Consider the following 25,239-nt stretch of genomic DNA (forward strand, 5'->3'; position numbering starts at 1 on the left):
ATTAGGGAAGTTAATTTTTTTGTGTCCTTTGCTACAACTTATTGGTTACATTGTGCCGTTACCCCAAATTACTCGCATTCCCCAGAATACCGCTAAAGCTGCCATTGCTAACCAATCAACTCTTAAAAAGCGTAACTGGTGCCATTTCACTTGATGTTGATTTGGGCTAGTAAAACCGCGCACTTTCATGGCGCTAGAAATTTGTTCGGCGCGTAATAAGAGGTTTTGTAATAATGTTTCCGCTACCATCAACCAAACTTTAATGCTTTTGCGAATACCGAGCTTTTTCCAGTTTATTGCTCTTGTCCAGATCGATCGCACTAAGTTTTGAATCTCTTCTAACACCAAAGGAATAAACCGCAAAGATAAAGTTAATGTTAGCGCAATTTCGGTGACAGGCCAATTAAATCTTCGCAACGGTTGCATTAAACTTTCAATTCCGGTGGTAATTTCTTCCGGTGCAGTTGTTAACAAGAACAGATTGGTACTATATATTAAGGTAAACAGTAAAGTACTAACGCGAATTGCTAACTCTAAAGACCTGCGACTAACGGTAAAAGGCCCACTTTTGAAGAGGATATAATTATATTCGGAAAAATCCCAAGCTTGGGTAATTTGCGGTGTTTGATTGTTTGTGTTTGTTGGTTGGGGAGTGGTGGGAGTAATAGGAGTTAAGCTATTGTCAGGGAGTCTGGGTTGATGGTTAACTGTTAGTCCGTCGGGGGCGATCGCACTTAAAATAAAAACCAAAGTACTTAAAATTAGCAACCAACCCATTTGTTGTTTCCACACCCGCAAAGGAATTCTGGCTGTTAATGTAATTAAAATTAATAGTAAAACCAACCCAATTCGCAACAGAGAATTTGCCAAAATTGGGGTAAACAAAAAACTCATTAACCAAGCAAGTTTCACTCTCGGATCGAGTTTATGTAACCAAGTAACTGGCTGTTCTAAATAGAGTCCTAACGGTAGTGTTTTCAATAAATCCATGTTTGTCTTTGGTTATTGGTTAATAGAGTTCTTGCAAAAGCCCTAAATCTTTTTTTACCACAGATATCCACAGATGAACACAGATAAACACAGATGCTATATTGAGGTTATCTGTTTTTGCTAGAGTCTTTTTTTAGTACGCAGATGAAAGCAGATGAACGCAGATAAACGCAGATGGTATATTGAGGTTATCTGTTTTTGCGGGAGTTCTCTTTTTTACTAGAGATGAATACAGATGTTTGAATTGTTAACTCCTCCTTCTCTGTGTCCTCTGCGTCTCTGCGGTTTGGTAAATAGATATAATACTATTTACCAAGAGTCATGAACAAATTTAAACCCTGGTTGCGCGATTTTTACTTCCGCTTTCGATTTCTCGTGATTTCTTACCGCGCCAAAGTAACCGCAATGGTGTACCTTTAAAGCCTAATTGTTTGCGGAATTGGCTTTGAATATAGCGGCGATAGTTATCATTAAAACGCTCAGGAGAATTGACGAAAAGGACAATTGTTGGCGGTTCGCTGGCAACTTGTGTACCATAATAAAGTTTGCCTTGTTTACCTTGACGGCTAACAGGTGGACTATGCCATCTTAAGGCTTCTTCGATTACTTCATTAATTACCGCAGTGGATACTCTACGTTTATGTTCGGCGGCGGCGACTTCTACTAAATCGAGGATTTTTTCTACTCTTTGTCCGGTTTGAGCACTAACAAAAATTCCCTCTGCCCAATCGATAAAATTCAACCGCGATTTTAGGTCTTCTTGATGATCGTAAATGGTGTAGGAATCTTTTTCTACAGCATCCCATTTATTGACAACAATTACACAGGCACGACCTTCTTCTTCAATACGTCCGGCTAATTTTTGGTCTTGTTCGGTAACGCCATCTAAAGCATCAATTACTAATAGGACAACATCGGCGCGACGGATAGCTTTGAAAGCCCGGTTAATACCGAAGAATTCGGGGCCATATTCGACGTTTTTCTTTTTGCGAATTCCGGCGGTGTCAATTAACCGAAATTGTTTGTCTTTGTGTTGAATAACGGTGTCGATCGCATCTCTAGTAGTTCCCGAAATTGGGCTGACAATTGCCCGACTTTCCCCCACAAAGGCGTTTAATAAACTCGATTTTCCTACATTGGGACGACCAACAATTGCTACTTTTATTTCTTCAGTTTCGTCTACTTCGTCAATTGGTGGCAAGTAGGTAATTAATCGATCGAGTAATTCCCCAGTACCGTTACCATGAATCCCGGAAACTGGGTAAGGTTCTCCTAATCCTAATTCCCAAAATTGCACAGCTTGAGTAATACCTTGATCGGGAGATTCGCATTTATTAACTGCTAACAAAATTGGTACTTTTTGGGTGCGTAACCATTCCGCAATTTCTTCATCTCCTGCGGTTGGCCCTGTTTGTCCATCTACTACAAATATAGCTGCGCTTGCTTCTGCTAATGCTGCCATTGCTTGTTCGCGGATCAAAGGTAAAAATTCGGTGTCGTCGTCAAAAACTAAACCACCAGTATCAACAACCGTAAATTCGCGATCGCACCAGTAAGCACGTCGATAAGTGCGATCGCGTGTTACTCCTGGTTGATCGTGAACAATAGCATCTTTTCCCCCTGCCAAACGATTGACAATGGTTGATTTGCCCACATTTGGGCGACCGATAATAGCGACTACAGGCAATGGCATGATTAAAAAGCAAAAAGGCAGTAAAAGTGTTGAAGCCTCAACCTTACTATTCTAGCCACTATTTAACACTATGTAGTTGCGCTGGTGCGCCAAAAACATTAAAAAATCAAAAATATCTGAATTTGTTAATACATAGTTGCGCTTGTGCGCCAAAAATTATTAATCAACTGCTAACTTTTGCCTTAGTAACCAACCGCAACCTAATAGTAACATCGTCAATGCTGATGAAGGTTCGGGAACTGAATTTGTTGGCAGAGTAGGTGCGATCGGAATCGAAGTGCCCGTGGGGTTCCATGCAGTTACTTGAATCTCCCCACTATATCCAACCCAAGAGTACAAACGCTGCCTTCCCGAATCAAAGAAAGACATATTTAGCGTTATACTACCGAAATCACCTAAACAATTAGAATCAGAGTGACATAAAAAGCTTACAATTGGGTTTGTGTTACTACGCTCTAAAATAGGAGAAATACGAGGAAGATCGGATGGCATATTATTCACAGGTTCTACACTAGGAAGAGATAAGTCAGGGAAGTTTGTTGTTAGTAGTTTTACATTTCCCCACCCCCCTCCATCTAGTGATTTAAAAAGCCATTGGTTTCCCACTTGAACCTTTGGAAACGAATAAAAGCCACCGAAAGAACTCCACCCTTGTCCTAAGATTGACATAGTAGACATAGAAATCCCGATAGTAGACATAGAAATCCCGCTATCTGGACTAATTATATTACCTGTAACTTTTCCATCGGTTGATTGAAAGCTTAAGGTGAAAGCTTGTGCAGGTGTGATGGCTACTGTTCCCAATAGTGTTAATGTGGCAGTAGCAATTAATAATTTTTGGCGAATTAACATATTTTCTCCTATTTTCAGCCTAAAAAATCAGTTTGGGCATTACGTAGTGTAGGTGACGATCTTTGTAGCACAATACTTTTTTAACCTAGAAACATAGAGATAAATACTTAGTTTGCTGAAAATCAGTAAAAAATTCACAAAAATTATTGTCTCTACACAGATCTCCGACTTCTTGAAGAAGTCGGAGATCTGAATTTTTATTGTCGGATTAAAGATCGATCGCCCACAACAACCCCAACAATTTGCCCATCTTCTGTAAAAGTAGCTGAAGTCAAAATTTTAGTGGTAATTCCTGGTATTGTAATAACACCAGTTAGCATTTCGGGCGATTTCCATTCACCAAGATAATGTGCTGATGCCAATTGGGAATTAAACGAACTAGCAAACTGATAAAATACTCGATGCCATCCTGTTGTTACCATTCCAATTGGTAGATAATCTTGCCATTGTTGTCCGCTTTGACGACGGGCTAAAGGTAATTTGGGAATGGCTAAAAATAGTAATGCTAATCGGGGATCTTCTCCTTCTAAATAATGAAATATAAATCCGTCATCATGGCGGCTAAAAAATAATTTAGCTTTACCAGAATCTAAATAAAACGATCCGCTAGCAGCCATTTTTACAGTTGCGGATAACTCGCTACAAATTCGACTTTTTTGCAGGTAATTAAAGTGGAGTTGAGTATCAAGAGGAAAAGTAAAAGCTTGGGATAAATTGCGATCGATACTCACAGGTTCTAAAATACTATCGGTAGCAGGTGTAAACTCAGGATGAAATTCACCATCTACGATTAAATTCGCAAAACTAAACGGAACTGTAGCTGCACCAATTTCAGGAGTTAATTGTGCTTGAATGTGAATATGTGGTTGCGGTGAATAACCGGAATTACCACAACGTCCTAATAAACTACCTCGCTCAATTCGATCGCCTCGATCGACTACAATACTATTTTGGGCAAAATGGGAAATTTCCACGTAAAAACCGCGATCGTCATATAACATTACATAGTTTCCCCAATTATTATTTGTCTCTACAACACCAATTTCGCCATCTGGTAAATCTCGGACTACTTGAACTACCCAACCTCGAACGGGAGATAAAACGGGTTTTTGAAATGTATAATAATCAGTTAAATGTAAGCCGCTGTTGCTAAAACTTTGTCCGCGATCGTCTACAATTAAAAAGTCATAAGCATAACGCCAAATTCCTTGATGTGTCCATTGTCCATCAATTCCTTGCCAAACTTTCCAAACACCAGTAAAGGGTAATGCGATCGTTCTGCCAATACTTTGATAACGCAATTTAGCGGTTAATTCTAAGTCTAAAGTTTTTTCTGGCGAAGCTTGGGGGTTTCTGGCTAACCAACGATTTCCAGCTAATCCTAATACATACAAAAATAGCATGGTTACTAAATTATAAGGTAAAGCGTGTACTGGCAAGGCTACTGCTGCCCAAAAAACGCTAATCGCTTCACTTAAAATTGCTGTGAGACTCACTCCTAAAGCAGCTAAGGTATAACTTCGCGGCGAAGGTATTAAATAAAATCCGCCGATCGCTAATGCTACTAAAATAAAATTCAATGCCGAAGGATCGTAATATACATAAGCAAATGTTCCGGTCAATATGCCGCGAATAGAAGTACCTAAAAAATAGCTGGATATCGCTAGTAAGAATTGAATTCGTGAGTTATAAAATACTAATATTGCTACTACTATTCCCACCCAAATATTCGGCAGAAAAAAGATTAAACCTAATGTTCTTAGGAAACCTTCGATCGGGATTGGTAAACCGATCGCATAAACATAAGCTGGAACGATCGCCTGTTGCAATCCTGCATAGCGATAAGCTGCTAAATGGACAATCCAGCTAACGGCAATGAAGGGTAAACTTAATACTGGTAAGTAGAAAAAGGTTCGCCAAATATGTGCGATCGACCAAGTTAAAATAAAAGCTAAAATTCCAGCCATTCCAGATAAAAACATTGCTGGTAATGCAGGTTGAAATAAATAGCCAACGCTTAAACCTGCGAGTAAAGGATTAAATAAAAAGGCTGATTGGTCGAGGTAAGTGTGTCCTAGTTGGGCGATTTTAGCAAAAATTACTGCTGCTAAAACTCCGATTAATCCCATTAGTAAAACACCAGGTTGCAGTAGCATTGCTGCTAGGAGAATTGTGCCAATAGTCACTCCTCGTAAAAATAAGATTTCGGCAGTTGCGGCAGGTATTGCTTTTAAGAGGTAGCGAATAAATTGCCACTTTATTGGATGTTGTTGAATGGCGACTTGGGTGTGAAATTGGTTATTTTTAGTGAGCAAGTTTGGTTTATTTTGCTTCGGTCGAATTAGCATTGATTTGTAATTAAATTCCAACATATTATTGTGTGAATTAGGTTTATCTTTTTTTGAACCACGTTCGCGTAGCGTGTGCGTAGCACGTAAGACACGAAGGACACGAAGATTAGGAAGAAGAGAAGAGAAGGTTTTTAGAGTTGATTTAGAACGCTAGATTCTTAACAGAAAGGCGAAAACAAACTCTTTTCCTAGTCCCCAGTCCCCAGTCCCCAGTCCCCAGTCTCTAGCCAAGATGGTAGGTGTTCTCGACGTTCTAAATCACTTAGATCTTCGGCTTCACGGATTAGTTCGATGTTGCCTTTTTCTGTTATTAAAACTATGTTGGGTCGGTATTCGATGAATTGCAACCATTGGGTGTTATTGTAAGCACCAACTGGGGAGATAATTAGACGATCGCCACGCGATAAAGGTGGTAAGGAAATTGCTTCATCTATTACGTCAATATTCATGCACAATGGGCCGTAAATTACTGAGGGTTGAGAAATTCCTGAAATTTGGCGATCGAGTGCAATATTGAAGCGATACCAAAAGTTAGTAAATAAGAGATTTATTCCGGCATCTGCAACATAAGCGGGTGTTCCATCTGGTAAGCGTTTACTGGCCCAAATTGTGGAAATTAATGTTCCGGCTTCGTCAACTACGGCGCGACCAGATTCGATAATTAATGTTGGTTGATGTCCCGGTTTTAAGTTATGCCATAAAGCATCACAAATCGCGTCGGCATATTCATCAATTGAGGGTAACATTACTTCGACTGAGTGATAAGTTCCTTTCAATTGACTGCGTGAAGGAAAACCGCCACCGATGTCAATATAATCCATTCGCCAACCGTATTTATCTTCGATTTCATAGCCGAATTTCACCATTTTTTCTACTTGGCGACTGTAGGCATTTGGGTCCATAATAAATGTGCCAATGTGACTGTGTAATCCTGTCAGGCGCAACTTACCTCCTTGCTTAATTCTGCGGACGGCTTCTATCGCTTGACCGGATTCTAAATTAAAGCCAAAACGCGACCAACGAGGTTGAATTCCTACATCTAAATTTAGTCGCAATCCTACGGAAATTGTTTTATTTAAACGAGTTGCGATCGCTTCTAAATCCTCAATTTCATCCCAATGATCGATGTTAATTGTGACTCCATCTTTTACCGCTGCTTCTAATGTCGCTAAGGGTTTATGCGGGCCATTGAAAATCATTTTACGTCCGGGAATACCTAACGCTTTTGCTTTTTCATATTCCATTTGGGAAACTAATTCTGCGATCGCACCTTCTTGATGTAAAATCGCACAAATCGCTTTTAAATAATTGGTTTTGTAAGACCAACCAAATACTACATCGGGATAGCGAGTAGTAAATACATTGCGAATAGTGCGAAATTTGCGCCGTAGCGATCGTTCTGAATATACAAATAATGGCGAACCGAATTTATCAACTAAATCTGCTATTTCTACCCCATCAATTTCGGTTTTAACTCGTCGCTGAGGCGGAGTCGCACCCGCAAATTTATTCATTAATCCACTGTGCAATTTATAGATAGCAGGTTTTTCATAACGACTAGGGATATTTGGTGACGATACATCAGAAGTTTTTGTATTAGTTGCTGTTAAGTTCATTTTTTTACCCGATTGGTAGACATTTTTCGAGGAACTTTTCCCTGGTTTTGACTGAGAATTTTGGCCTGTATTTGTCACTTGTGAATTATCAAAATTTTCGAGTAGCATTTTATCTTTCTCCTACAGTTACTAAAGCTTGCAAAGGAGTTGCATCGGTGACAATTTCGTAGGTGTAGCGCATGAATAATTTACCTGCGGCATAGGTTTTTAAAGGTGGTAAATTTAATCCCAATGCTGCTTTTACTAAACGCGAAGGTAAGTTAATTCCTACACCAGTTGCAAAGTAAGTCCAAGCGGGAAAACGCGGATTAATTTCTATTAGATAAATCCTGCCATCATCAGCAGCAATACATTCTAATTCAAAAGCTCCTTTCCATTGGGTATGGCGCAAAAATGCTTCCGCTGCTTTAATTAAATTGGGATGGTAAATAGTGACACCACTCCAAATTTTTCCCAAGTCGGTAACACTCATTTTTTTAATCGCTACCATACCTAAATGATTACCTTTACCGTTACCAACTCCGACTAAATTTAACTCGATACCGCTAACAATTTTTTGCAAAATAATTGGATATCCCCATTCAGCTGCTAACTGATGAAAACGTTGGATCGCTTCATTACGAGTTGAGACTCGGTAAGCTTTGTAGTATGGCCCTTTAATCATTAAAGGTAAGCCAATTTCTGCGATCGCATCTGATAATTCTGATAATGAAGTAACAGTAATTGTCTGCGGTGTACTCACTCCCCAATTCTTAGCTGCTTCTACAAGATTGGCTTTATTTCTTAAAGCAAATTGCGCTTTTGTCGGTAAATAAGTGCGGATTCCCAAATTTTCTAGAGTTTTAGAACAGCGGATATAAAGCGGTAATTCCACATCAAAATTAGGAATGATACAATCTAATCCAAACTGTTCTTTAATCTGGGATAATCGCTCAATTAAAACCTCTGGTTCTGCTGAAGGATAAGGCATAATGTAGCGGCGATCGAACAACCAATCCATATATAATCCAGGTTCCAAAGCATCATAAGCTAAACCTGCAATTTGCATGGGAAAATTATCTTCTCGCAAGCTACGCGCCACGCCAGTACCGGGGCCAGGATTATCGATCGCATTGATACCAGTAACACCAATTATCGCTGATTTCATCACTTACCCCCTGTCAATCCAAGTGCATTTAATTGTGCGAAAAAGTCTGCCATATCTCGTTCTGCTTGACTGATGGTAATTCCGAATTCTTTGGAAATAAATAAGGCAATTTCTTCGCGGTTTTGACCTTGCTTTAATAGTTGTAATACTAGCCGTCCACAAGAATTCAAAGTGTAACTTTCACCAGTATTAGCGTTAAAAACAAATCCATCTTTATTAATAGTTAGCGATTGAAATGTTGCCATTTATTGCTCCTCATAATTGTTTCTACAGTGTCTATGATTCGATTAACTTCAACAAAAATTACAATTTGGCTACATCTTGGATTACAATTTTGTAATTTATTTTTGAGAATTGTTGGTCGATCGCTGTTGGCGTAAAATTCGCAAAACTTGCGTCAGTTGCTCATTTGTTAACACTTGGCGTTCTGCTAACATCGCTTCAAAATGTGTGTTAGCAAGCTGTTGGCGCAACTGTTGGATTTGTTGATACTGTTGGCGCAACTGTTCGATCGAAGCATTGCTTTCTAAAAGCGATCGCATTTGATTATCTGCGGCGAAAAGTTCTTGGTGCAATTTGTCAACCTCTTGTTTCGCTTGTTTGTGAATCGCCGCGATTCGCTCTTTTTGCTCGGCGCTGAGATTGACTGCCTGAGTCCAAGGGGGTGCAGGAGGCGCTGAAACTGGATTTGGTGGCACTTGAGCGATCGATGCCAACGGAGGTTTACTCAAAGCAATGCTAGTTGTGATTGGTAATAATATTAAAGTTGTACTTAGGAGAAATAACTTCATCTGCTTAACCCTGGAAATCACTCATGTTTCTATTAAGCAAACTGAAAATTACAAAGTAACGTACAGGAGAATTACAGTTTTGTAATTTTTGTTGTGCTGTGTTGGTAGTAAAATTAGTTGATAGATCGAATTATGCACGTTTTATTTGTGGAAGATGAAGCTAAAATTGCTAACTTTGTTTGTGCTGGATTGAAGGAACAAGGTTTTGTGGTGGATTATTGCGATAATGGCAATGATGGTTATCTGCGAGCAATGGAAAATGAGTACGATGTACTGATTTTAGATATTATGTTACCCGGTAAAGATGGATTGGCAATATTAAAAAGTTTGCGAAAAGCAGGTCGGAATATTCCAGTTATTTTATTAACTGCTCGTAATGAATTAGACGATCGCTTAGAAGGTTTAAATTTGGGTGCAGATGATTATATTACCAAGCCATTTTTTGTCGAAGAATTGATTGCTCGGATTCATGCTGTAATTCGTCGCGTGTCTGGCGAACGGCAAAATATATTAAGTGTTGGGTCGTTAAAACTCGATCGGATTACCAGACAAGTAACTTGCGATCGCCAATTAGTAGAATTAACCACTCGCGAATTTAATTTACTCGAATATTTGATGCGATCTCCTGGTAGAGTATTTACCCGCACCCAAATTTTAGAGCACGTTTGGGGTTATGATTTCAACCCGAATACTAACTTAGTTGATGTCTGTATTCAAAGATTACGAAAAAAGATTGAGCGTGTCGGTGGTGCTGATTGGATTGAAAGCGTGCGAGGAGTTGGTTATTGTTTTCGGAAATCGGAGTCAGAATCGTGAAATTGCGCTCTTTTCGCCTTCGCATTGCTGCGGTATCTGCATTATTAGCAGGTAGCACATTGATTGGTTTTGGAATTGCTTCTTGGTTGCTAATTTACAAAACTAAAGTCGATCGCTTAGATACGGAAATTAAAAGTCGATTATTACAAGAAGCAGCTAAACCCCCCAGAATTAGAAATCGGGAATCTCGCGAATATCCCCAAAACATTACTTTTTCAACTAACAGTGCCGTTTTAATTCTCGATCGCCAAGGAAAAAGTTTATATCAATCTGAAAATTGGCCCAATAAACTCAATATCAAACAGTTGCGCTTACCCGAAATTCAACCAATCAATTCTCCGCCATTCCCACCACCAAGACCATTGGAATATCCCCTTCCCCCTGATTTTCCTCCTCCACCGCCACCGGAAAGCGGTTTTAATCGCCCTCCGCTAAAAATTTCGCCAATTCAGACCAAAAGCACCGATCGAGGAGCGTGGCGAGTTGGAATGGTCACAGCACCCTATCACCGAGTTGCGATCGCAGTTAGTTTTAACGAAATCGATCGAGAAATGAATTCAATTCGGAATATTTTCTTAATTGCTGTGCCATTATTACTCATATTTGTAGCATTAGCAGCTTGGTGGTTATCGGGTAGCGCCTTATTACCAATTCGCCAAGTTACTGCTACTATTTGTGGTGTTACTGCTAAAGGTTTAGATCGGCGGATTTCAGTTGCAGAAGTAGATGTTGAATTTGTCGAAATGCTACAAGTTTTTAATCAAATGATGGAACGTTTAGAACGCAGTTTCTATCAAGCATCCCGCTTTAGTGCTGATGCTGCTCACGAATTAAAAACCCCATTAGCAATTTTGCAAGGAGAGTTAGAATTAGCATTGCAAAAAGCAGATTCTGGTTCGGAAATGCAACAAACTTTGAGTAATTTAATTGCCGAAGTTCATCATTTAAGTGCGATCGTCCGCAAACTTTTGTTACTCTCCCTTGCTGATACCGGACAAATGCGTTTGCATTTAGTAGAAGTGAATTTATCGCCAATATTAGCAGATTTAGCCGAAGATATCGAAATGCTAGCACCGCATTTGCAAGTAGAAACAAAGATTCTGCCAGATTTGCGGACAAAAGGCGATCGAGATTTACTAATTCAAGTCTTACAAAACCTCATTAGTAATGCGATTAAATACAATTTACCATCTGGTTGGATCAAACTCGAAGCTGGATACAAAGCTAATAATTTATTTGTCACCGTTACTAATAGTTCCCAGGATATTTCTCAGAAGGAACGAGAGCAAATTTTTAACCGATTCCATCGCGGTAATCTAACTCATAATCGCAAAATTGAAGGAGTAGGATTAGGACTAAGTTTAGCACGAGAAATTGCTTTAGCTCACCGAGGTAATTTAAAATTAGATCCTACTCTCAGTGGTCAAACTGCCTTTACCTTAATCTTACCTACAATATCATTTTCCTTGCCATTTGCTGAATAACTACTTACCTGTTTCTTCTTCCTCAGTTTCTAACAAAACATCTTCATACAAAAGTTCGATCGCACAACGAAAATCAACGCTACTTAAATAAATCTCTTCTCCTTCCACATAAGTATAAAGTTCCCAAATTCCTCGATCGTTTAAGCGAAAAACTTCCACAGTTATCTGTTCTGCACTGATTAAAACGTATTCTTTGAATGTGGAAATGCGGCGATATTGTTGGAATTTTTTACCTCGGTCAAAACTTTCCGTACTCGGAGAAAGAACTTCAACAATTATCGAAGGATGATAGATAACTTTCTTCGCATTTTTGTCTCTTTCGTCGCAAGTTACTATCACATCAGGATAGTGAAAAGGGCCATTTTCCGATACACCAAGTTTGGCTTCAAAGACGAAGGGACGGCAAGAACCTCCTCGCAGATGATTTTTCAACTGGTAAAATAGATTAGCGGCAATCGTAGCATGAGCAAGTGTACCCCCAGTCATGGCATACACTTCGCCGTTGATGTATTCGTATTTAATTGGTTGTTGTTCTTCCCAATCTAAATATTCTTGGGGAGTCATGTATTTAGGTTCAGGAGTAGCTACCATAGTCAACCTCCTTATATTTTTGGTATAGTCGATCTGATTTTATATCATCAATTATACCATTTGATTAATCATCATTACCTTTTTGCGTGTACATAATCAACAAAGTAAAATTTCGGTTCTAACCAAAATTTTAGCCAACTATAAATCCCTAAACTCAATAAAACTAGCACTATCAAAGGCAACCCAAACTTGATTCTAACTGCATCTGGTAATACCGCTACTACAGGAACGCTAACCGCTACATATCCTAATAGTAAACTTTGCATAAGTTTCACTTTTGCAAGTGCGGTTCGACAGCTTTGACAATGCTGTGTATGCTGTTTATATCGATCGAGCACAAATTGCCGATCGCCAAAAATTTCCGATGTTTCTTTAACAGCAATTCCTACTTCATCCCAAGGTAATTTTCCTGCGGCATACTTATCAAACCATCTGCGAAATTCGATTACTAAGCGATCGGCACTTGTCGGCATTTTATAAGCAGTTTGCCAAGCTTCTTTTTGTTGTTTTTGTTGCAAAAAATACTCTTGCTGTTGGAGTAAAATCATATCTCCATCTAATACAGCATTGCGGTTTTTAATATGATCCCACCACCGAGGCGTTAATTTAAAAAAAGTTTTAGCAAAATTCCGGGGAAACTGAGCAACTATTCTCGATTTACCAGGAGTGGTCGGGATACAATAAGTAACTAAACCAACTTGCTTTGTTTCACCAAATTTAAGTGCATACTCTAACCTACAAGGTGGTTCAAAAGTAATCGAACCCATGCTAGTTATAGCAGTAATTAAGTTAGGAGTTGACTCGCCAATTGTAATCGGCATCGGTCTAGCTTTCTCGCGATTTCCCTGTATTCCATGATGGGCAAAAGGAACGTGACTGGGGTCGCAAACATTCTCAACTAGTGTCTGCCAATCATACTCCAAATCCCGTACAAATGAAGACCAAAAAAATCCTTTACTTGCATCTACTTGCGGCGATAAAGGTAAGGGAACTGATGCAGCTAATGCAGCCGAATTTACATCAGGCCATACCCATAATAAATCCTGTTCCTGTCGAGTTGGTAGGGCTACTGCACAGAGATTTTTGGCTTTTTCAGTTAATAAATTAGGATTTTCTGCTTGAGGAATCCGGGTACAAATTCCGCTATAATCAAATTGCCAACCGTGATAACTGCACATTAAATTACCTGTTTTTTCGTCTATTTTCCCCTCACTTAATGGGGCTAAACGATGGGGACATTGGTCTAAAAAGACACGGTAACTATCTGATAATTTAGGTTTCCAAATTACCAAACGTAATCCTAAAATAGTTACCGATTTTGGTTGAGTTGGGTCGAGGTCTTCAATTGGTGAAAGCGGATACCAGTGTTGAAAAAAGTTGAATTCTGATGTCATTTGGCAACTAACTATAAACCCGGTTTTTTCAGTATAACCTGACTATTCCGATTTTTTATGCCAATTACCATCTTCGCCTTTTTCATACTTATGTTTCACGGCACTCCAAGCAACTTTAAAAGCGGTTTCTTCTTCGTCGTATTCTTCGGTAGCACTATTAAATGCGGCTAAAAAAATCTCTTGGGCTTGTTTAGGTAAATGATGTTTTACTGAGTCTGGTAAATCATTAATTTGTTGGTAGGGCATAAAATTATACCAAAAATCTTTATCTCAGATTGCCGTGAGATCGGCGAAAGTTCATGAGTCTTAAGATTGATTTTTGTAGCTAAACTAATTTGCTTTATAAAAATATACTGTTAAAACGGGGATCTAGAGGTAAATATATTAAAGTTGGTTTAGAAATTAGGTAGCTTGGCGATTAAGTTGGGAGATAGATTATGTCATGGACACCTTTGTGCGATCGCATCGATCGCCTACCCCTAATTCTCGCAGGCCCAATTTTGCGGCGTACAGAACCAAATGCTGTCACTGTTTGGGTAGCTTTAAAAGAACCTCGCAATGTAACGCTGAAAGTTTACTCTACAGCTAATGGTAAAGGTGAAGTTATCGATCGATTATTGTTAGTTGGTAGAAGTTACACTATGCCATTGGGTCAATTTCTTCATGTAGTTGCTGTTACTGCTAAATCTAGCGTAGTTGCAGAAAATCAACTTCAACCAGGGGAAATTTATGCTTATGATTTAGAATTTGGTAATACCAATTTAGTTGAGGCTTTAAATTTTGAAAGCGGTTTTCCTGAAGTAACAATTAGTTATTTCTCCCATCAATTACCGACTTTCGCCATGCCTCCTAATGATTTAAATGATTTACAAATTGTGCATGGTTCTTGTCGCAAACCTCATGGTGGGGGACGAGATGCTTTAACAATATTAGATGATTTAATTAGTCACTCTGCTAATCAACCTTTAAATCGTCCCCAACAACTATTTCTAACAGGCGATCAAATTTACGGTGATGATGTAGCAGATCCCTTACTTTGGGCAATCACAGAAGCGGGTAATACCCTGTTAGGTTGGTCAGAAAAGCTACCTTTCCAAAAATTAGAAAATGGAGAAATCGAATATGTAAATCTCAGTGAATTCTTACCAGGAAAACGTAGTGATATTGCTAGAGATTACGGCGGTTTTACTGCTATGTTGGTGAATAAACCAGACAAGGCGAAGAGTCATCTTTTTGGTTTAGGTGAATACTTTGCGATGTATTTGTTTGCTTGGTCGCCTGTAGTTTGGCCTAATCGTTTTCCCACAGGTGAAAGAATGAAAAAAGACCGAAAAAAAGCGAAAGTTTGGGATGAGGAAGCGGCAGTTGTTTTAGAATTTGCTAATGATATTTGGAAAGTTAGACGATCGCTTGCCAACATCTCCGCCTACATGATTTGTGACGATCATGATGTCACCGATGATTGGTTTTTAAATCGGGAATGGTGCGATCGCGTTTTAAGTAAACCCCTTGGCAAGCGCGTTGTTCAAAATGCCATGTTAGCTTATGCCATATTTCAAGCTTGGGGAAATACTCCTGAACAATTTGAATCAGGACAACCAGGAGAAAAATTATTACTAGCAGCCAAAGACTGGTCAATGTCAGGAGGTAAAAATCAAATTGCCTGGGAAAATATAGCTGAACATTTAGGGATGCCTATCGATATTTCGCCAAATTCCCGTTACCAAGAAGATGAAAATACCCTAATTTTAAATCGTCAACATCCTGATGGTAAATCAACTTTAATTTGGTATTATACTATCAGAAGTTTTAAACATGAAGTAATTGTCCTTGATACACGCACTTGGCGCGGTTATATCAAAGGTGAAAGTAAAACAACCGATCCGCCAATGTTGTTAAGTCCAACTGCATTTAAAAAGCAAATTCAACAACCACTTCAAGAAACAGATAATTCCCAAATTGAAGCTACTTTAGTGGTGATTCCTACCAATTTAGTCAGTTTGTCATTTGTGGATAGTTTCCAAAATTGGGATTGGGAACGCCATCAGGTTGATGATATGGATCGTATATTTAATAGCGATGTGGGAGATTCTTGGAATTTTAACAAAGTGGGTTTTGGTAAGTTAATTTCTTATTTGTTGGAACGGCGCGATCGCGTCATAATTTTAACAGGCGACATTCATTATGCTGGTGCAGTGTTACTCAATTATTGTGCGCGAAATTCCGCGCAAACCTCTGCTAAAGTTATTGCACAGTTAACTGCTAGCGCCTTTAAAAATGTAGAGTTTAGTACAAGTTTAGTACATACAAAACTTTCTTCTTTAGCACTGCAACAACCTGAAGTTTGGGCTGGTTGGAATCAGCAACCACAACTGTTTGAAGTACAAAGAATTCAAGAACAAATCAAAGTTTCTCAGCTAAAAAATGCCCCGGAGTTTCCCTTATTGCGGGAAATAAAGTCAGGGAGTTGGCAAAATCATGATGTTTCTTGGGCGATCGCCGTTAAACACCCCCAATTCCTCCCAGATTGGTGGTACCGCACCGAATGGATCAAACGACAAAAAGCCCAACTAGCGGCTTGGGAAAAAGCCAAAAGATCTTCACCAAAAACCTCATCAAATTCTGGATCTTGGCTTTGGCAAAATCGTTGGTTTCAAGAAGGAGAAGAAGTTGTCGGATTAGCTAATTTTGGGTTAGTTTCTTTCAATTGGTCAACCGGAAATGACGATGCTAAAGCTGTAATTCAAGATATCTATTGGCGACCAAATTGGAACAATCAGAGCGTAGTTTATAGCAGATATTTCGTTCCCTTAAAACTAAAAACCTTGCCTCTACCAGTAAACGTACTTCCTAAATTGTGAGATACACAGATCCCCGACTTCTTCAAGAAGTCGGGGATCTGGCTTGCTCTTAGCTACTGGAGTTTAAGGTAAAAAATGCTTAACCTTTCATCATTTCCGCAGCCGCTACTGGAGGCTAAAAAAGATGTAACAATTGTCACAAATTATGGAAAAATTTATATAATATAAGCTTCCTCATGGCAAATAGAGGAAGCTTATAACTTGTATTTGATTAGCAGTAATCTTTTTCTGTTGAGACTGTCTCATTGGACTTATTCGACAACAGAGATAAAAATTCCACTAATTATGACATAACCAATCAATAAAGCAGCGACCTCTAGCATAACAATACTCCTTTTACTACTTCATACTTTAGGAATTACACTTCTACTGTAGAAGCAATACACCTAAATAACATCACCCATAAAGGTGGCTTTTCACTAATTCTTAGGTAGGAAAAACCGAAAGTACTAGTTATTAGGGCAGTCTGGCGAAAATAAGAATTTAGTTAAAATAAATTAAAATAAGTTAAAAACTTTGTCAAACTTTTCTTCATTTTTCGCTTTTTGTATTAAATGGTACAATCAAGCAATAATTGTCAGCTAATCTTGAAAAACCATGATTTGACCTGAATAACAAGCTACCCAAACTTCTCGGTTTTTTGGGTCGTAAGTAATACCAATTGGACTAGCGCCTACTCGTACTGTTTGTAAAACTTTCATATCTTGAGTGCGAACTTTACTCACAGTATTGTTGTTGTAATTAACCACATAAAGCATTTGCCCATCATCTGATAAAACCATACTGCGAGGTGCTGCACCTGTGTAAACTTTAGAAAGCACTCTGGGTTTTGCTAAGTCAATTTTGGCAATTCTACCTTCACTATTTAAAGAAACGTAGAGATATCTTCCTGTTCGATCGAGATTTAAATGCCGTGGCGATCGCCCAATATTTCGCAACCAATTAACCCAATATTCTTGTAAGTCTATTTGAGCAACATCAGAGGAACCCATCACAGCAACGTAAGCTCTTTGAGATCGGCGATCGACAACAATTCCTCTAGGATAAGCACCAATTTTTACTCGTTTAATTTCCTGATTTTTTTCCGTATCAATAATACTGACATCCCAGCTACACCAATTACTAACTAATACGAAACGGTTATCAGGAGAAGTGGCGACGAACTTAGGAACTGAACCAACTTGTATCACTTTTTCTATTTGCAAAGTTTCCGTATTAATGCGATATAAAAAACTATTGTCTGTTCTTTGGGAGGGATGACAGCGATCGCTTCCCGGATTATTAAACCCCGCACCATACATCTGATAATTAGAAACCCAAGCATATTTTCCATCATGAGAAAAACTAGCTTCTACAGGTGCGCCATTGTAATCGCCTTTAAAATTACTATAACCAAACTTAGCTAAATTGACGCGATCGGGAATAGTTTTTACTAACTTATGCTCGCGGTTATAAACCGTGATTGTGTGACTATACATCATATTTTGGGCAAAAAATAACCCATTTCCCGAATGTACAATTGATTTCGGAGTAATACGACCTGTAATTGTTCTTTTCAAATACATTGGCGCAGTGCGTGGTTTAGCTGGTGGCGCTTTTTTGACAGGTTTTTTTACTACTTTAACAACTGGTTTAGGGCTAGCTTTTGGTGTAGGTTTAGCACTGACAATTGGTGTAGGTTGCGCTTGAGGAGTGGGCTTTTCTGCTGGTGTTAATTGGAGACTGTCTAGTTGATTTTTGAGGAAAAATCCGCTAACAATTAACAGAATTCCAATAACCCCACTCACTAACCACAGCAAAGGAATTTTAAATTGTTTTTCTGGGTAAGTTACTATTTGAGCTTGAGTAGCAGATAATTCAAATTCCTGAATCCAGTTCGGCAGAACTTTATGAATTTCTTGTCCAATTACTCGCACAGATTTAAAAGTTTTACATTCCAGTCGGTTCATTCCCTCTTTAATAAAACCAACCCATAAATTTTGCTCTAATGATTTCTGAGATAGTAATGTTATTCTTAGACAAGTATTTTCAGAATTGACTATTGCTGTGATTGGTTCGCTGGATAAAGCTTGATTAATCAGGGTAGCAATAGCTTGGTTATCGCCTTGTTGTGCTTGAGATAAAATGTCTTGCAGACTTACTACTTGCTGGATCACAATTCACTACCTCACATTACCTTAAAAATAATTATCTCTATAATGCGGCATTTTTTACAATTTCCAACGAGATCCTCGACTTCTCCAAGAAGTCGAGGATCTGTGTAACTCATAGCAAGTATCGGATTCTAGCCACAGTAGCAATCAATTTTTTTTGTGCTAGATTGTGACTAGGAATTATAATAGAAACTCCCAAACTCAAAGTTACATATTCACTCACCTCAAATTTGGCATAAGATATTTTTATCCGTAATAATGGTTGTAATAAAAAACACAAAAAAATGTCTCTTGTACTGTAATGGAAAATCCTAGTTTGAGGCGCTGAGGTTTGTAATATATTGAACATTTAAGTAATTAATCAGGTTTATTTATAACTATAAGTACAAGAGAGCCGAAATCTTAATTAAATTGATTCGGAATTTTCAGGAAACCCAGTTGGCTAGGTTGAATAAATATACAGAAGCAAAGCACTGGGGCAGAGAACAGCAAACAAACGCTTCTTTCTCCCAGTTGGCAACCCAAAGGATGTGATTATTTGATTGACTGCTTTGTTTGAATCGCCAAGTCGATCGCCCCCTATAACCAACGCTATACCGAAAGATTTAAAAACAGTAAGGTGGGATTTACCCACCTTATTGTTTTTTGTTTTAGAGAACAGGGAACAGTTCAAGGTAGGGGCGAAGCATTCGGGCAAAAAACTTAGGGTTTTTGCCATAAATTTTGACCCGAATGCTTCGCCCCTACAGAAGATCAAAATGTAGAGACGTTGTATACAACGTCTCTACATTTTTGTATCCCACATTTATCCTATTTCTGATAAATCATTATCGATCATTTGGTCAATTAATTCCACTACACCCGCACCACGAGCACTTTTAGTTACCAAATTTGCACGTTCTTTTACCATTGGTAAAGCATTCGCAACGGCGACTGCACACCCGCAAACATCCATAAAAGCATGGTCATTTTCAGCATCGCCAACTGCTACAGTTTGACTAGTTTTTATTTCCAATTCTGACAAAGCTGCATTCAATCCGCTAGCTTTATTAATCCCGGAAGGTAAGATCATTACCGCACCTTTATTAAATATGATTTGCAGTTCTAATCCTAATTCTCGAATTGTTTGTAAAACTGTGTTTTCGTGGGGATGCCAAGTGGCGACAATCACTCTTCCCACTGCGGGTGCAACGCCTCTTTCTTGTAATAGTTGAATGAATTTTTTTGGAGGTCGATCGCCCAATGCTTTTTCTTCTCCAGTTGCAGGTCGATATAACAAAGCACCATTTTCTAAAATTGCGCGATCGAACAACTCAATTCGTGGGAAAGTTTGTAATAAATCCTCTAAATGTCTACCTGTAACTAAGATTAATTTGCGACCAGAATCCCGCAGTCGAGAAAGTGCAGCTAAGGTTGTTTCATCCACCTTACCATCAGTTGCTAAAGTTCCATCATAATCAGTCGCTAAAGCTTGATATCGCATTTTTTTAAAGTCTTTCCCCTCAGAAAAACCAACAAGAAGGTCAGTATGGATAGCCGCCAATACACTGGCAATAAAACTAAGTTTCATTGATTTAAATCAATCAATCAATTAAGAAAAGTTTACTGCATAACTTTTAGTTGACTTAGGAATCTGTGGTAAATTGCGGCTAACTACAGCAGGAGAAATAATATATTCTAACTTCCGATCCTGATATCCGACAAACCAAATATAAACCATTTCACCAACGGTAATATCTCGATCGTCCGGTTGATGTAATTGCGGATTGTAGGGAACTTGTGCTAAAGGCGATCCGATCGCTTCATAACCCCAATGAGCTAAAACTTTATCCAAAGGTTTGAACAAAGGTAAGATATTTTTCGCAGGTAAATCTGGGTGCTCTTGAACAACTTTGCAAACAGTAGGATAATTAGTTAATAAACTTTCTAACTGATAAAAAGTATTATGTTGAAAATCTTCCCTGATTTTTTGTGATTGTTGCTGCAACTTCTGCCGAAGTCGCGTACATTCTCGGCGCAATTGAGCGATTTCTTTTTCCTCGTCTGTATTCACTACATAAGCATATTTAATCGGATCTACTCGTTTCTGAGTAACTTTAGCCTTGGCTGGGGGATGAGAGTAAACTAAGTTGAAAATAACTAAAACGCTAACTAACCAAAGAATGCACCCAAACCAAAATAAATTAGGATCTTGGCTCATTTCCAATCACTCCAGCCTTGATTTAACCGCTTTAAATGATTGTATTGCTAGAAGGGAGCAACAGAAATTCTTTTTAACTTAAATTTAGAGAAGGTCGAAGGCTGTTCCTGGTTAACAATATTTGCAGCACAGTTGTTTGTATAATTAAAAACCAAATAATTATCGCTATTTGCCAAAACACCATGCCAAACACCCGCTTCATCCTGTATCATAAGCAAGCCACTAGTGCGCGAGTTTTGTTTTTACGCCTCAATGGTACAGTTTGCCAATTTGATGGCTTACCTGAAAGCTCGCAAGTTGTGGAAAGTTCCCTGGAAGGTGAAGTGGTTACAGGGTTGGATGAGGCGATCGCTCACGCTGAACAAAAATTAAATTTGGCTACTGGTAGCCTGAAAATCGAAACCGAATTTTGGGCAAAAGTAGATTCACCAGAAACTCCAATTAACGTTTATCTAGCACAATTTACAACTACCGATGCCCCACATCAAGAAATCGCAGATTTAGAAGGGAAATTTATTGCCATTACCGAGGGTCGTAGCTTACCACCTGTAGAATTAGAATTATTGCGACTAGTTTATTCCTTCCTCATGGATGGTTAAAAAATTTGGAGGGTAAGCATAAAAAAGTTGCCACCCTCCTGAAAAATTTAGAATTCAATTACTTAGTTGCCATTCAATGCAAGCTTAAAAATCATTACTAACTCAAGCAATGATTACAACATTAACCTGTGGCGACTCGAAACAATCAGGCGCTACCAGTAAAGGCAACTTCCGGGAATTTACCTTGCGCTTCTGACATCGGACGGCGCTTGCCTTCCTCTTGCCAGTAGTTAATCACTTCTGTAGCCTTATTGAGAAGCTCAACTCGGTCGATTTCAGAAATCCAATGCTTGGATTCTAGCTCTTTTTGTAACTCTTCCCAAGCATTATTGCGCGGCCAAAAAAAGTATTTCGTCAAAGGACTGGTACCTTTGCCCACCACCTGATCAACTGCGATCGCTACATCCTTCTCTAACCAGAGAACCTTTAAAATAAACTTCGACAAACCCACCTCCGGGATCGACCCAGACTTTTCGCGACTTTACAACCTTTCTATAATAACCTAATTGTCTAACCTTTGTTCCTTAAATTTTCGAGGTAAATCAAATTGACAGCATCTAACCTAGACAAGAGTGCAAATCGGGCATTGGCGATCGTAGTTTTCGATATTGATGGGGTCGTGCGCGATGTGGGCGGATCGTATCGTCGCGCACTTGCTGACACCGTAGAACAATACACAAACGGCGCTTATCGTCCCTCCCAAGTAGACATTGATACTCTAAAATCCGAAGGCGTTTGGAATAATGACTGGGAAGCATCCCAAGAATTAGTTTATCGCTACTTTGAAAAACAGGGAAAAAACCGCACAGAAATTGCCTTAGATTACCAGAACCTAGTCGCCTTCTTTCAATCTCGTTATCGTGGCCCTAACCCCAAAAATTGGACAGGTTACATTTGCACAGAACCATTACTTTTAGCCTCAAACTATTTAGAAACTTTGACTTTAGCAGGAATACCTTGGGGTTTTTTCAGTGGTGCAACCAGAGGTTCCGCAGAATACGTTTTATGTAAACGTTTAGGTTTAAAAAGTCCTGTTTTAATCGCAATGGAAGATGCCCCAGGTAAACCCGATCCTACCGGACTTTTGGCAACTGTGCAATTATTAGAACAGCAATTTTCCGCCCCAGAAACTACAGCAGTTATTTATGTAGGAGACACCGTTGCTGATATGTACACTGTAGAAAAAGCTAAGTTGTTACAACCGAATCGTTTATGGATCGGAGTAGGAATTTTACCCCCTCATGTTTTACAAGAAACCTCGCAACAACTAGAAGCTTATACGGCGAATTTAAAACAAGCTGGTGCTAAGATAATTTTGCCAAATGTCCAAGATTTAACTGCTGCAAAAATTCAGGAATTAATTGCCGGAGAAAACCCAGCTTAAAACGCGAAAGTACTACAGCAGTCCTACTTTAGGACTTGCTGAAAATTTTATTTTATATCAAGAGGCGATCGCCTTTACTCAACTACCTCAATGGACTTTTTGAGAACAAACAAACTACCATCTCCCCCACGTCCAATGCGGAAATCTTCATCTAAGTAAGTAATATCAAGAGTAGCAACTCGATTAGTAGGATTATTAGCTGCTACCACCTTAAAAGGGTCGAATTGAGGAGTGTTAATTCCCAGAATTTTCTCGATCGAGAGGTAACGTTTATCAAAATAAACATTAATCCGTTTATCCGGTGATCGGGATGAATCTTCGATCGCAGGTTCAAAACTAGCTGTCACTTTCACATATCCCGATAATACACCCAAAAAATGTTTCACAAAAGCCTGATTAAAAAACTGTTTGTTGCTCACATTAATTACTTGATACACTTTACCCAGCTTTAATCCCAAAGGTAGGGAAACTAAAGAACGGATTTCTCTAGCAGTCGAGTAATGCAATTGCCAACTTCCCTCTAATAAAGAAATAGCATTTACCAAAGGATGAGGATTTGGGTTGCAACTTTCTAATTGAGTAGTCAAATCTTCAATTTCTGCGGCAATATTTTTGTCTATTTGCAAATTGGTTACAGGAGAACCATTTTTGTGAGATGGAATCAAATCAAGCGCCGCAAGTAATTTTTCCTTTAAAGAGAGTTGATTATTCAAGAGTTAACACCTACCTGTTGAAACCTACAATCTTTATCATTCTGACCGTTCTGGGTGAGGAACGGGAGTTAACTATATCTATGTATATAAGGTGTAGGGTGTGTCAGATAGTAAATCCGATCGATCATATCAGGGTTTGAGTGTCTGACGCAGCAAATGACACCTTGACTCAGTAGTTGTAGGGTGTGTCAGATAGTAAATCCGATCGATCATATCAGGGTTTGAGTGTCTGACGCACCAAATGATACCAGTTACGTAAGTCCTGACACCTTGATTTACTTCCGTAGCGATCGAACTAAAAATTGCTATCCCCAAAATTGAAAAAGTTTGCTACCCTAGTAAAGCGCCAAAAAAATCCTCACCATTCAGCTTGGTAAACACCCCTCCAAACCGGAGAGAAAAGTGAGCAAAAAGCTGAACTAGTTCTACCTACACACATAGGGCGAAAGTGGGATTTAAATAAATAGCATTTACTCATCTAAAGAGCTTTCAAGAACTCTAAAAGTTTGCAGCATCTACTTTTTGAGTAGAACTCAATTTTTTAGATTAAGAATACTCATGAGCTTTTGGGAGATAAAACTCTCTTAGCTATACTTTGCTGAGAAATGCTAAAAACTAGGCTTTTCCGTCAACAGAAAAGCCTAGAATTGACATATATATTGTCACCAAGGTCGAAAAAAGTTAAAAAAATATTTTTTTAACTTTTACACCTTTAGCGCCAAAATCTGTTATCTTAGAAAAGAGTTAAGGAATAACCTTTAACCTCTGATTCTGAGAGCAACCCTTTGTCTAAAGGAGATTATCTCCAGAATCAAGTAGTAAAAATACTTCCCTGGATTAGGAATAAAGTTTCCCAAAGAGAAGTTTTTTTGTTATACTTAAAGAGGCGAGAGGCAAAAAACCTTTAACCGACAGAACCTGGAAAACAAAAAAATAGTTTGAAAGCCTAAAATAACAAAGCTTTTGAGCGATTGATTGCCACAAGTGGGGAAAGTCAGACAAAAAAAGTTCGGCAAGATTCCCCAAAAAAAGTTCGGAATTTACTTGCATAACTCAGACAAAGCTGTTATAGTTATAAAAGTGTGAAGGCAACAGCATTCACAACCGAACCTGGAAAAATCAAAAGTTTGAAAGCCTAAACAAGCATTCAATCCTCGTCAAACAAATTATTAAAAATTGGGTCATTAATTGACCCAGAAAAAGCCGAGGAATCCGAGACTAATCAGATATTTTCGAGTTAGTTTTCGGAGCCAACAAATATCTTCAAAATGGAGAGTTTGATCCTGGCTCAGGATGAACGCTGGCGGTCTGCTTAACACATGCAAGTCGAACGAACTCTTCGGAGTTAGTGGCGGACGGGTGAGTAATACGTGAGAATCTACCGAAAGGACTGGGACAACAGCGGGAAACTGCTGCTAATACCAGATATGCCGCAACGTGAAAGGGGCAACCCGCCTTTTGATGAGCTCGCGTCCGATTAGCTAGTTGGTAGAGTAAGAGCCTACCAAGGCGACGATCGGTAGCTGGTCTGAGAGGATGACCAGCCACACTGGGACTGAGACACGGCCCAGACTCCTACGGGAGGCAGCAGTGGGGAATTTTCC

21 protein-coding genes and 1 rRNA gene are annotated in these 25,239 nt (G+C 38.9%); 6 read left to right on the forward strand and 16 right to left on the reverse strand.

Features of this window, described 5'->3' with window-relative positions:
• Positions 1-45 precede the first annotated feature (45 nt).
• From ACE1B6_RS05735 to ACE1B6_RS05770, 8 genes are all read right to left on the reverse strand, one after another.
• On the reverse strand, positions 46-990 hold the full coding sequence (locus ACE1B6_RS05735) for an energy-coupling factor transporter transmembrane component T family protein (protein WP_413256286.1): 945 nt from the start codon (positions 988-990) through the stop codon (positions 46-48).
• A gap of 331 nt (positions 991-1,321) precedes the next feature.
• Positions 1,322-2,683 (reverse strand): ribosome biogenesis GTPase Der, encoded by a 1,362-nt coding sequence (der, locus tag ACE1B6_RS05740; protein WP_413256287.1) that lies wholly within the window; start codon positions 2,681-2,683, stop codon positions 1,322-1,324.
• A 159-nt stretch (positions 2,684-2,842) separates the two neighbouring features.
• Complete coding sequence (locus tag ACE1B6_RS05745; protein WP_413256288.1) at positions 2,843-3,535, reverse strand: hypothetical protein; 693 nt, start codon at positions 3,533-3,535, stop codon at positions 2,843-2,845.
• A 197-nt stretch (positions 3,536-3,732) separates the two neighbouring features.
• Entirely contained in the window at positions 3,733-5,883 is a 2,151-nt protein-coding gene (locus tag ACE1B6_RS05750; RefSeq protein WP_413256289.1) for an urea transporter, read from the reverse strand.
• A gap of 191 nt (positions 5,884-6,074) precedes the next feature.
• On the reverse strand, positions 6,075-7,610 hold the full coding sequence (locus ACE1B6_RS05755; RefSeq protein ID WP_413256290.1) for an alanine racemase: 1,536 nt from the start codon (positions 7,608-7,610) through the stop codon (positions 6,075-6,077).
• A 1-nt stretch (position 7,611) separates the two neighbouring features.
• Positions 7,612-8,649 carry an ATP-grasp domain-containing protein gene (locus ACE1B6_RS05760; protein ID WP_413256291.1) on the reverse strand — a complete coding sequence of 346 codons (1,038 nt, stop codon included), beginning with the start codon at positions 8,647-8,649 and terminating at the stop codon, positions 7,612-7,614.
• The gene (locus ACE1B6_RS05765) at positions 8,649-8,894 is read right to left on the reverse strand and encodes a PqqD family protein (protein ID WP_413256292.1); all 246 of its coding nucleotides are present in this window, start codon (positions 8,892-8,894) and stop codon (positions 8,649-8,651) included. Before ACE1B6_RS05765 ends, ACE1B6_RS05760 begins: the two co-directional genes overlap by 1 nt.
• A 96-nt stretch (positions 8,895-8,990) precedes the next feature.
• Positions 8,991-9,440, reverse strand: a complete 450-nt coding sequence (locus ACE1B6_RS05770; protein ID WP_413256293.1) for a Spy/CpxP family protein refolding chaperone — start codon at positions 9,438-9,440, stop codon at positions 8,991-8,993.
• Between the two features lie 132 nt (positions 9,441-9,572).
• Here ACE1B6_RS05770 and ACE1B6_RS05775 point away from each other — a divergent pair, with 132 nt between their 5' ends.
• On the forward strand, positions 9,573-10,256 hold the full coding sequence (locus ACE1B6_RS05775; RefSeq protein ID WP_413256294.1) for a response regulator transcription factor: 684 nt from the start codon (positions 9,573-9,575) through the stop codon (positions 10,254-10,256).
• Positions 10,253-11,740, forward strand: a complete 1,488-nt coding sequence (locus ACE1B6_RS05780; RefSeq protein ID WP_413256295.1) for a sensor histidine kinase — start codon at positions 10,253-10,255, stop codon at positions 11,738-11,740. Before ACE1B6_RS05775 ends, ACE1B6_RS05780 begins: the two co-directional genes overlap by 4 nt.
• Here the strand turns inward: ACE1B6_RS05780 and ACE1B6_RS05785 are convergent, their stop codons facing one another.
• From ACE1B6_RS05785 to ACE1B6_RS05795, 3 genes are all read right to left on the reverse strand, one after another.
• A complete protein-coding gene (locus ACE1B6_RS05785) occupies positions 11,741-12,331 on the reverse strand; it encodes a Uma2 family endonuclease (RefSeq protein WP_413256296.1) in 591 nt (196 codons plus the stop codon).
• 74 nt (positions 12,332-12,405) lie between these two features.
• Complete coding sequence (locus ACE1B6_RS05790) at positions 12,406-13,725, reverse strand: aromatic ring-hydroxylating dioxygenase subunit alpha (protein WP_413256297.1); 1,320 nt, start codon at positions 13,723-13,725, stop codon at positions 12,406-12,408.
• A 42-nt stretch (positions 13,726-13,767) separates the two neighbouring features.
• Positions 13,768-13,971, reverse strand: coding sequence for a ChaB family protein (locus ACE1B6_RS05795; protein WP_413256298.1), 204 nt, complete (start codon positions 13,969-13,971; stop codon positions 13,768-13,770).
• A gap of 191 nt (positions 13,972-14,162) precedes the next feature.
• On the opposite strand from ACE1B6_RS05795, the gene ACE1B6_RS05800 reads away from it, so the two are divergent.
• Positions 14,163-16,586 carry a PhoD-like phosphatase gene (locus tag ACE1B6_RS05800; RefSeq protein ID WP_413256299.1) on the forward strand — a complete coding sequence of 808 codons (2,424 nt, stop codon included), beginning with the start codon at positions 14,163-14,165 and terminating at the stop codon, positions 16,584-16,586.
• Between the two features lie 581 nt (positions 16,587-17,167).
• Here the strand turns inward: ACE1B6_RS05800 and ACE1B6_RS05805 are convergent.
• The 3 genes from ACE1B6_RS05805 to ACE1B6_RS05815 all read right to left on the reverse strand — a co-directional run bounded on the left by ACE1B6_RS05805 (position 17,168) and on the right by ACE1B6_RS05815 (position 20,939).
• Positions 17,168-18,742, reverse strand: coding sequence for a YncE family protein (locus ACE1B6_RS05805; RefSeq protein WP_413256300.1), 1,575 nt, complete (start codon positions 18,740-18,742; stop codon positions 17,168-17,170).
• 802 nt (positions 18,743-19,544) lie between these two features.
• Positions 19,545-20,309 carry an HAD family hydrolase gene (locus ACE1B6_RS05810; protein WP_413256301.1) on the reverse strand — a complete coding sequence of 255 codons (765 nt, stop codon included), beginning with the start codon at positions 20,307-20,309 and terminating at the stop codon, positions 19,545-19,547.
• 21 nt (positions 20,310-20,330) lie between these two features.
• Positions 20,331-20,939 carry a molecular chaperone GrpE gene (locus ACE1B6_RS05815; protein ID WP_413256302.1) on the reverse strand — a complete coding sequence of 203 codons (609 nt, stop codon included), beginning with the start codon at positions 20,937-20,939 and terminating at the stop codon, positions 20,331-20,333.
• 182 nt (positions 20,940-21,121) lie between these two features.
• Between ACE1B6_RS05815 and ACE1B6_RS05820 the strand changes: the two genes are divergently transcribed.
• A complete protein-coding gene (locus ACE1B6_RS05820) occupies positions 21,122-21,538 on the forward strand; it encodes a hypothetical protein (RefSeq protein ID WP_413256303.1) in 417 nt (138 codons plus the stop codon).
• A 145-nt stretch (positions 21,539-21,683) separates the two neighbouring features.
• Here ACE1B6_RS05820 and ACE1B6_RS05825 read toward each other — a convergent pair whose 3' ends face one another.
• A complete protein-coding gene (locus ACE1B6_RS05825) occupies positions 21,684-21,998 on the reverse strand; it encodes a 30S ribosomal protein PSRP-3 (RefSeq protein ID WP_413256309.1) in 315 nt (104 codons plus the stop codon).
• Positions 21,999-22,085: 87 nt separating this feature from the next.
• On the opposite strand from ACE1B6_RS05825, the gene ACE1B6_RS05830 reads away from it, so the two are divergent.
• Entirely contained in the window at positions 22,086-22,922 is an 837-nt protein-coding gene (locus tag ACE1B6_RS05830) for a TIGR01548 family HAD-type hydrolase (protein ID WP_413256304.1), read from the forward strand.
• 74 nt (positions 22,923-22,996) lie between these two features.
• Here the strand turns inward: ACE1B6_RS05830 and ACE1B6_RS05835 are convergent, their stop codons facing one another.
• Complete coding sequence (locus ACE1B6_RS05835; RefSeq protein WP_413256305.1) at positions 22,997-23,635, reverse strand: PAP/fibrillin family protein; 639 nt, start codon at positions 23,633-23,635, stop codon at positions 22,997-22,999.
• 1,265 nt (positions 23,636-24,900) lie between these two features.
• Here ACE1B6_RS05835 and ACE1B6_RS05840 point away from each other — a divergent pair.
• Positions 24,901-25,239: ribosomal RNA gene (locus ACE1B6_RS05840) — 16S ribosomal RNA — on the forward strand; the annotation flags it as partial.

Origin of the sequence: Floridaenema fluviatile BLCC-F154, from assembly GCF_041929135.1 — a bacterium.
Classification (GTDB): Bacteria; Cyanobacteriota; Cyanobacteriia; order Cyanobacteriales; family Aerosakkonemataceae; genus Floridanema; species Floridanema fluviatile.

Excerpts from the sequence above, each read along its gene's own strand:
- ACE1B6_RS05765 (WP_413256292.1), bottom strand. The coding sequence starts at position 8,894 with ATGGCAACATTTCAATCGCTAACTATTAATAAAGATGGATTTGTTTTT.
- ACE1B6_RS05795 (WP_413256298.1), bottom strand. The coding sequence starts at position 13,971 with ATGCCCTACCAACAAATTAATGATTTACCAGACTCAGTAAAACATCAT.
- ACE1B6_RS05790 (WP_413256297.1), bottom strand. The coding sequence starts at position 13,725 with ATGACATCAGAATTCAACTTTTTTCAACACTGGTATCCGCTTTCACCA.
- der (WP_413256287.1), bottom strand. The coding sequence starts at position 2,683 with ATGCCATTGCCTGTAGTCGCTATTATCGGTCGCCCAAATGTGGGCAAA.
- ACE1B6_RS05800 (WP_413256299.1), top strand. The coding sequence starts at position 14,163 with ATGTCATGGACACCTTTGTGCGATCGCATCGATCGCCTACCCCTAATT.
- ACE1B6_RS05815 (WP_413256302.1), bottom strand. The coding sequence starts at position 20,939 with ATGAGCCAAGATCCTAATTTATTTTGGTTTGGGTGCATTCTTTGGTTA.
- ACE1B6_RS05760 (WP_413256291.1), bottom strand. The coding sequence starts at position 8,649 with ATGAAATCAGCGATAATTGGTGTTACTGGTATCAATGCGATCGATAAT.
- ACE1B6_RS05810 (WP_413256301.1), bottom strand. The coding sequence starts at position 20,309 with ATGAAACTTAGTTTTATTGCCAGTGTATTGGCGGCTATCCATACTGAC.
- ACE1B6_RS05735 (WP_413256286.1), bottom strand. The coding sequence starts at position 990 with ATGGATTTATTGAAAACACTACCGTTAGGACTCTATTTAGAACAGCCA.
- ACE1B6_RS05785 (WP_413256296.1), bottom strand. The coding sequence starts at position 12,331 with ATGGTAGCTACTCCTGAACCTAAATACATGACTCCCCAAGAATATTTA.
- ACE1B6_RS05750 (WP_413256289.1), bottom strand. The coding sequence starts at position 5,883 with ATGCTAATTCGACCGAAGCAAAATAAACCAAACTTGCTCACTAAAAAT.
- ACE1B6_RS05745 (WP_413256288.1), bottom strand. The coding sequence starts at position 3,535 with ATGTTAATTCGCCAAAAATTATTAATTGCTACTGCCACATTAACACTA.
- ACE1B6_RS05755 (WP_413256290.1), bottom strand. The coding sequence starts at position 7,610 with ATGCTACTCGAAAATTTTGATAATTCACAAGTGACAAATACAGGCCAA.
- ACE1B6_RS05770 (WP_413256293.1), bottom strand. The coding sequence starts at position 9,440 with ATGAAGTTATTTCTCCTAAGTACAACTTTAATATTATTACCAATCACA.
- ACE1B6_RS05820 (WP_413256303.1), top strand. The coding sequence starts at position 21,122 with ATGCCAAACACCCGCTTCATCCTGTATCATAAGCAAGCCACTAGTGCG.
- ACE1B6_RS05775 (WP_413256294.1), top strand. The coding sequence starts at position 9,573 with ATGCACGTTTTATTTGTGGAAGATGAAGCTAAAATTGCTAACTTTGTT.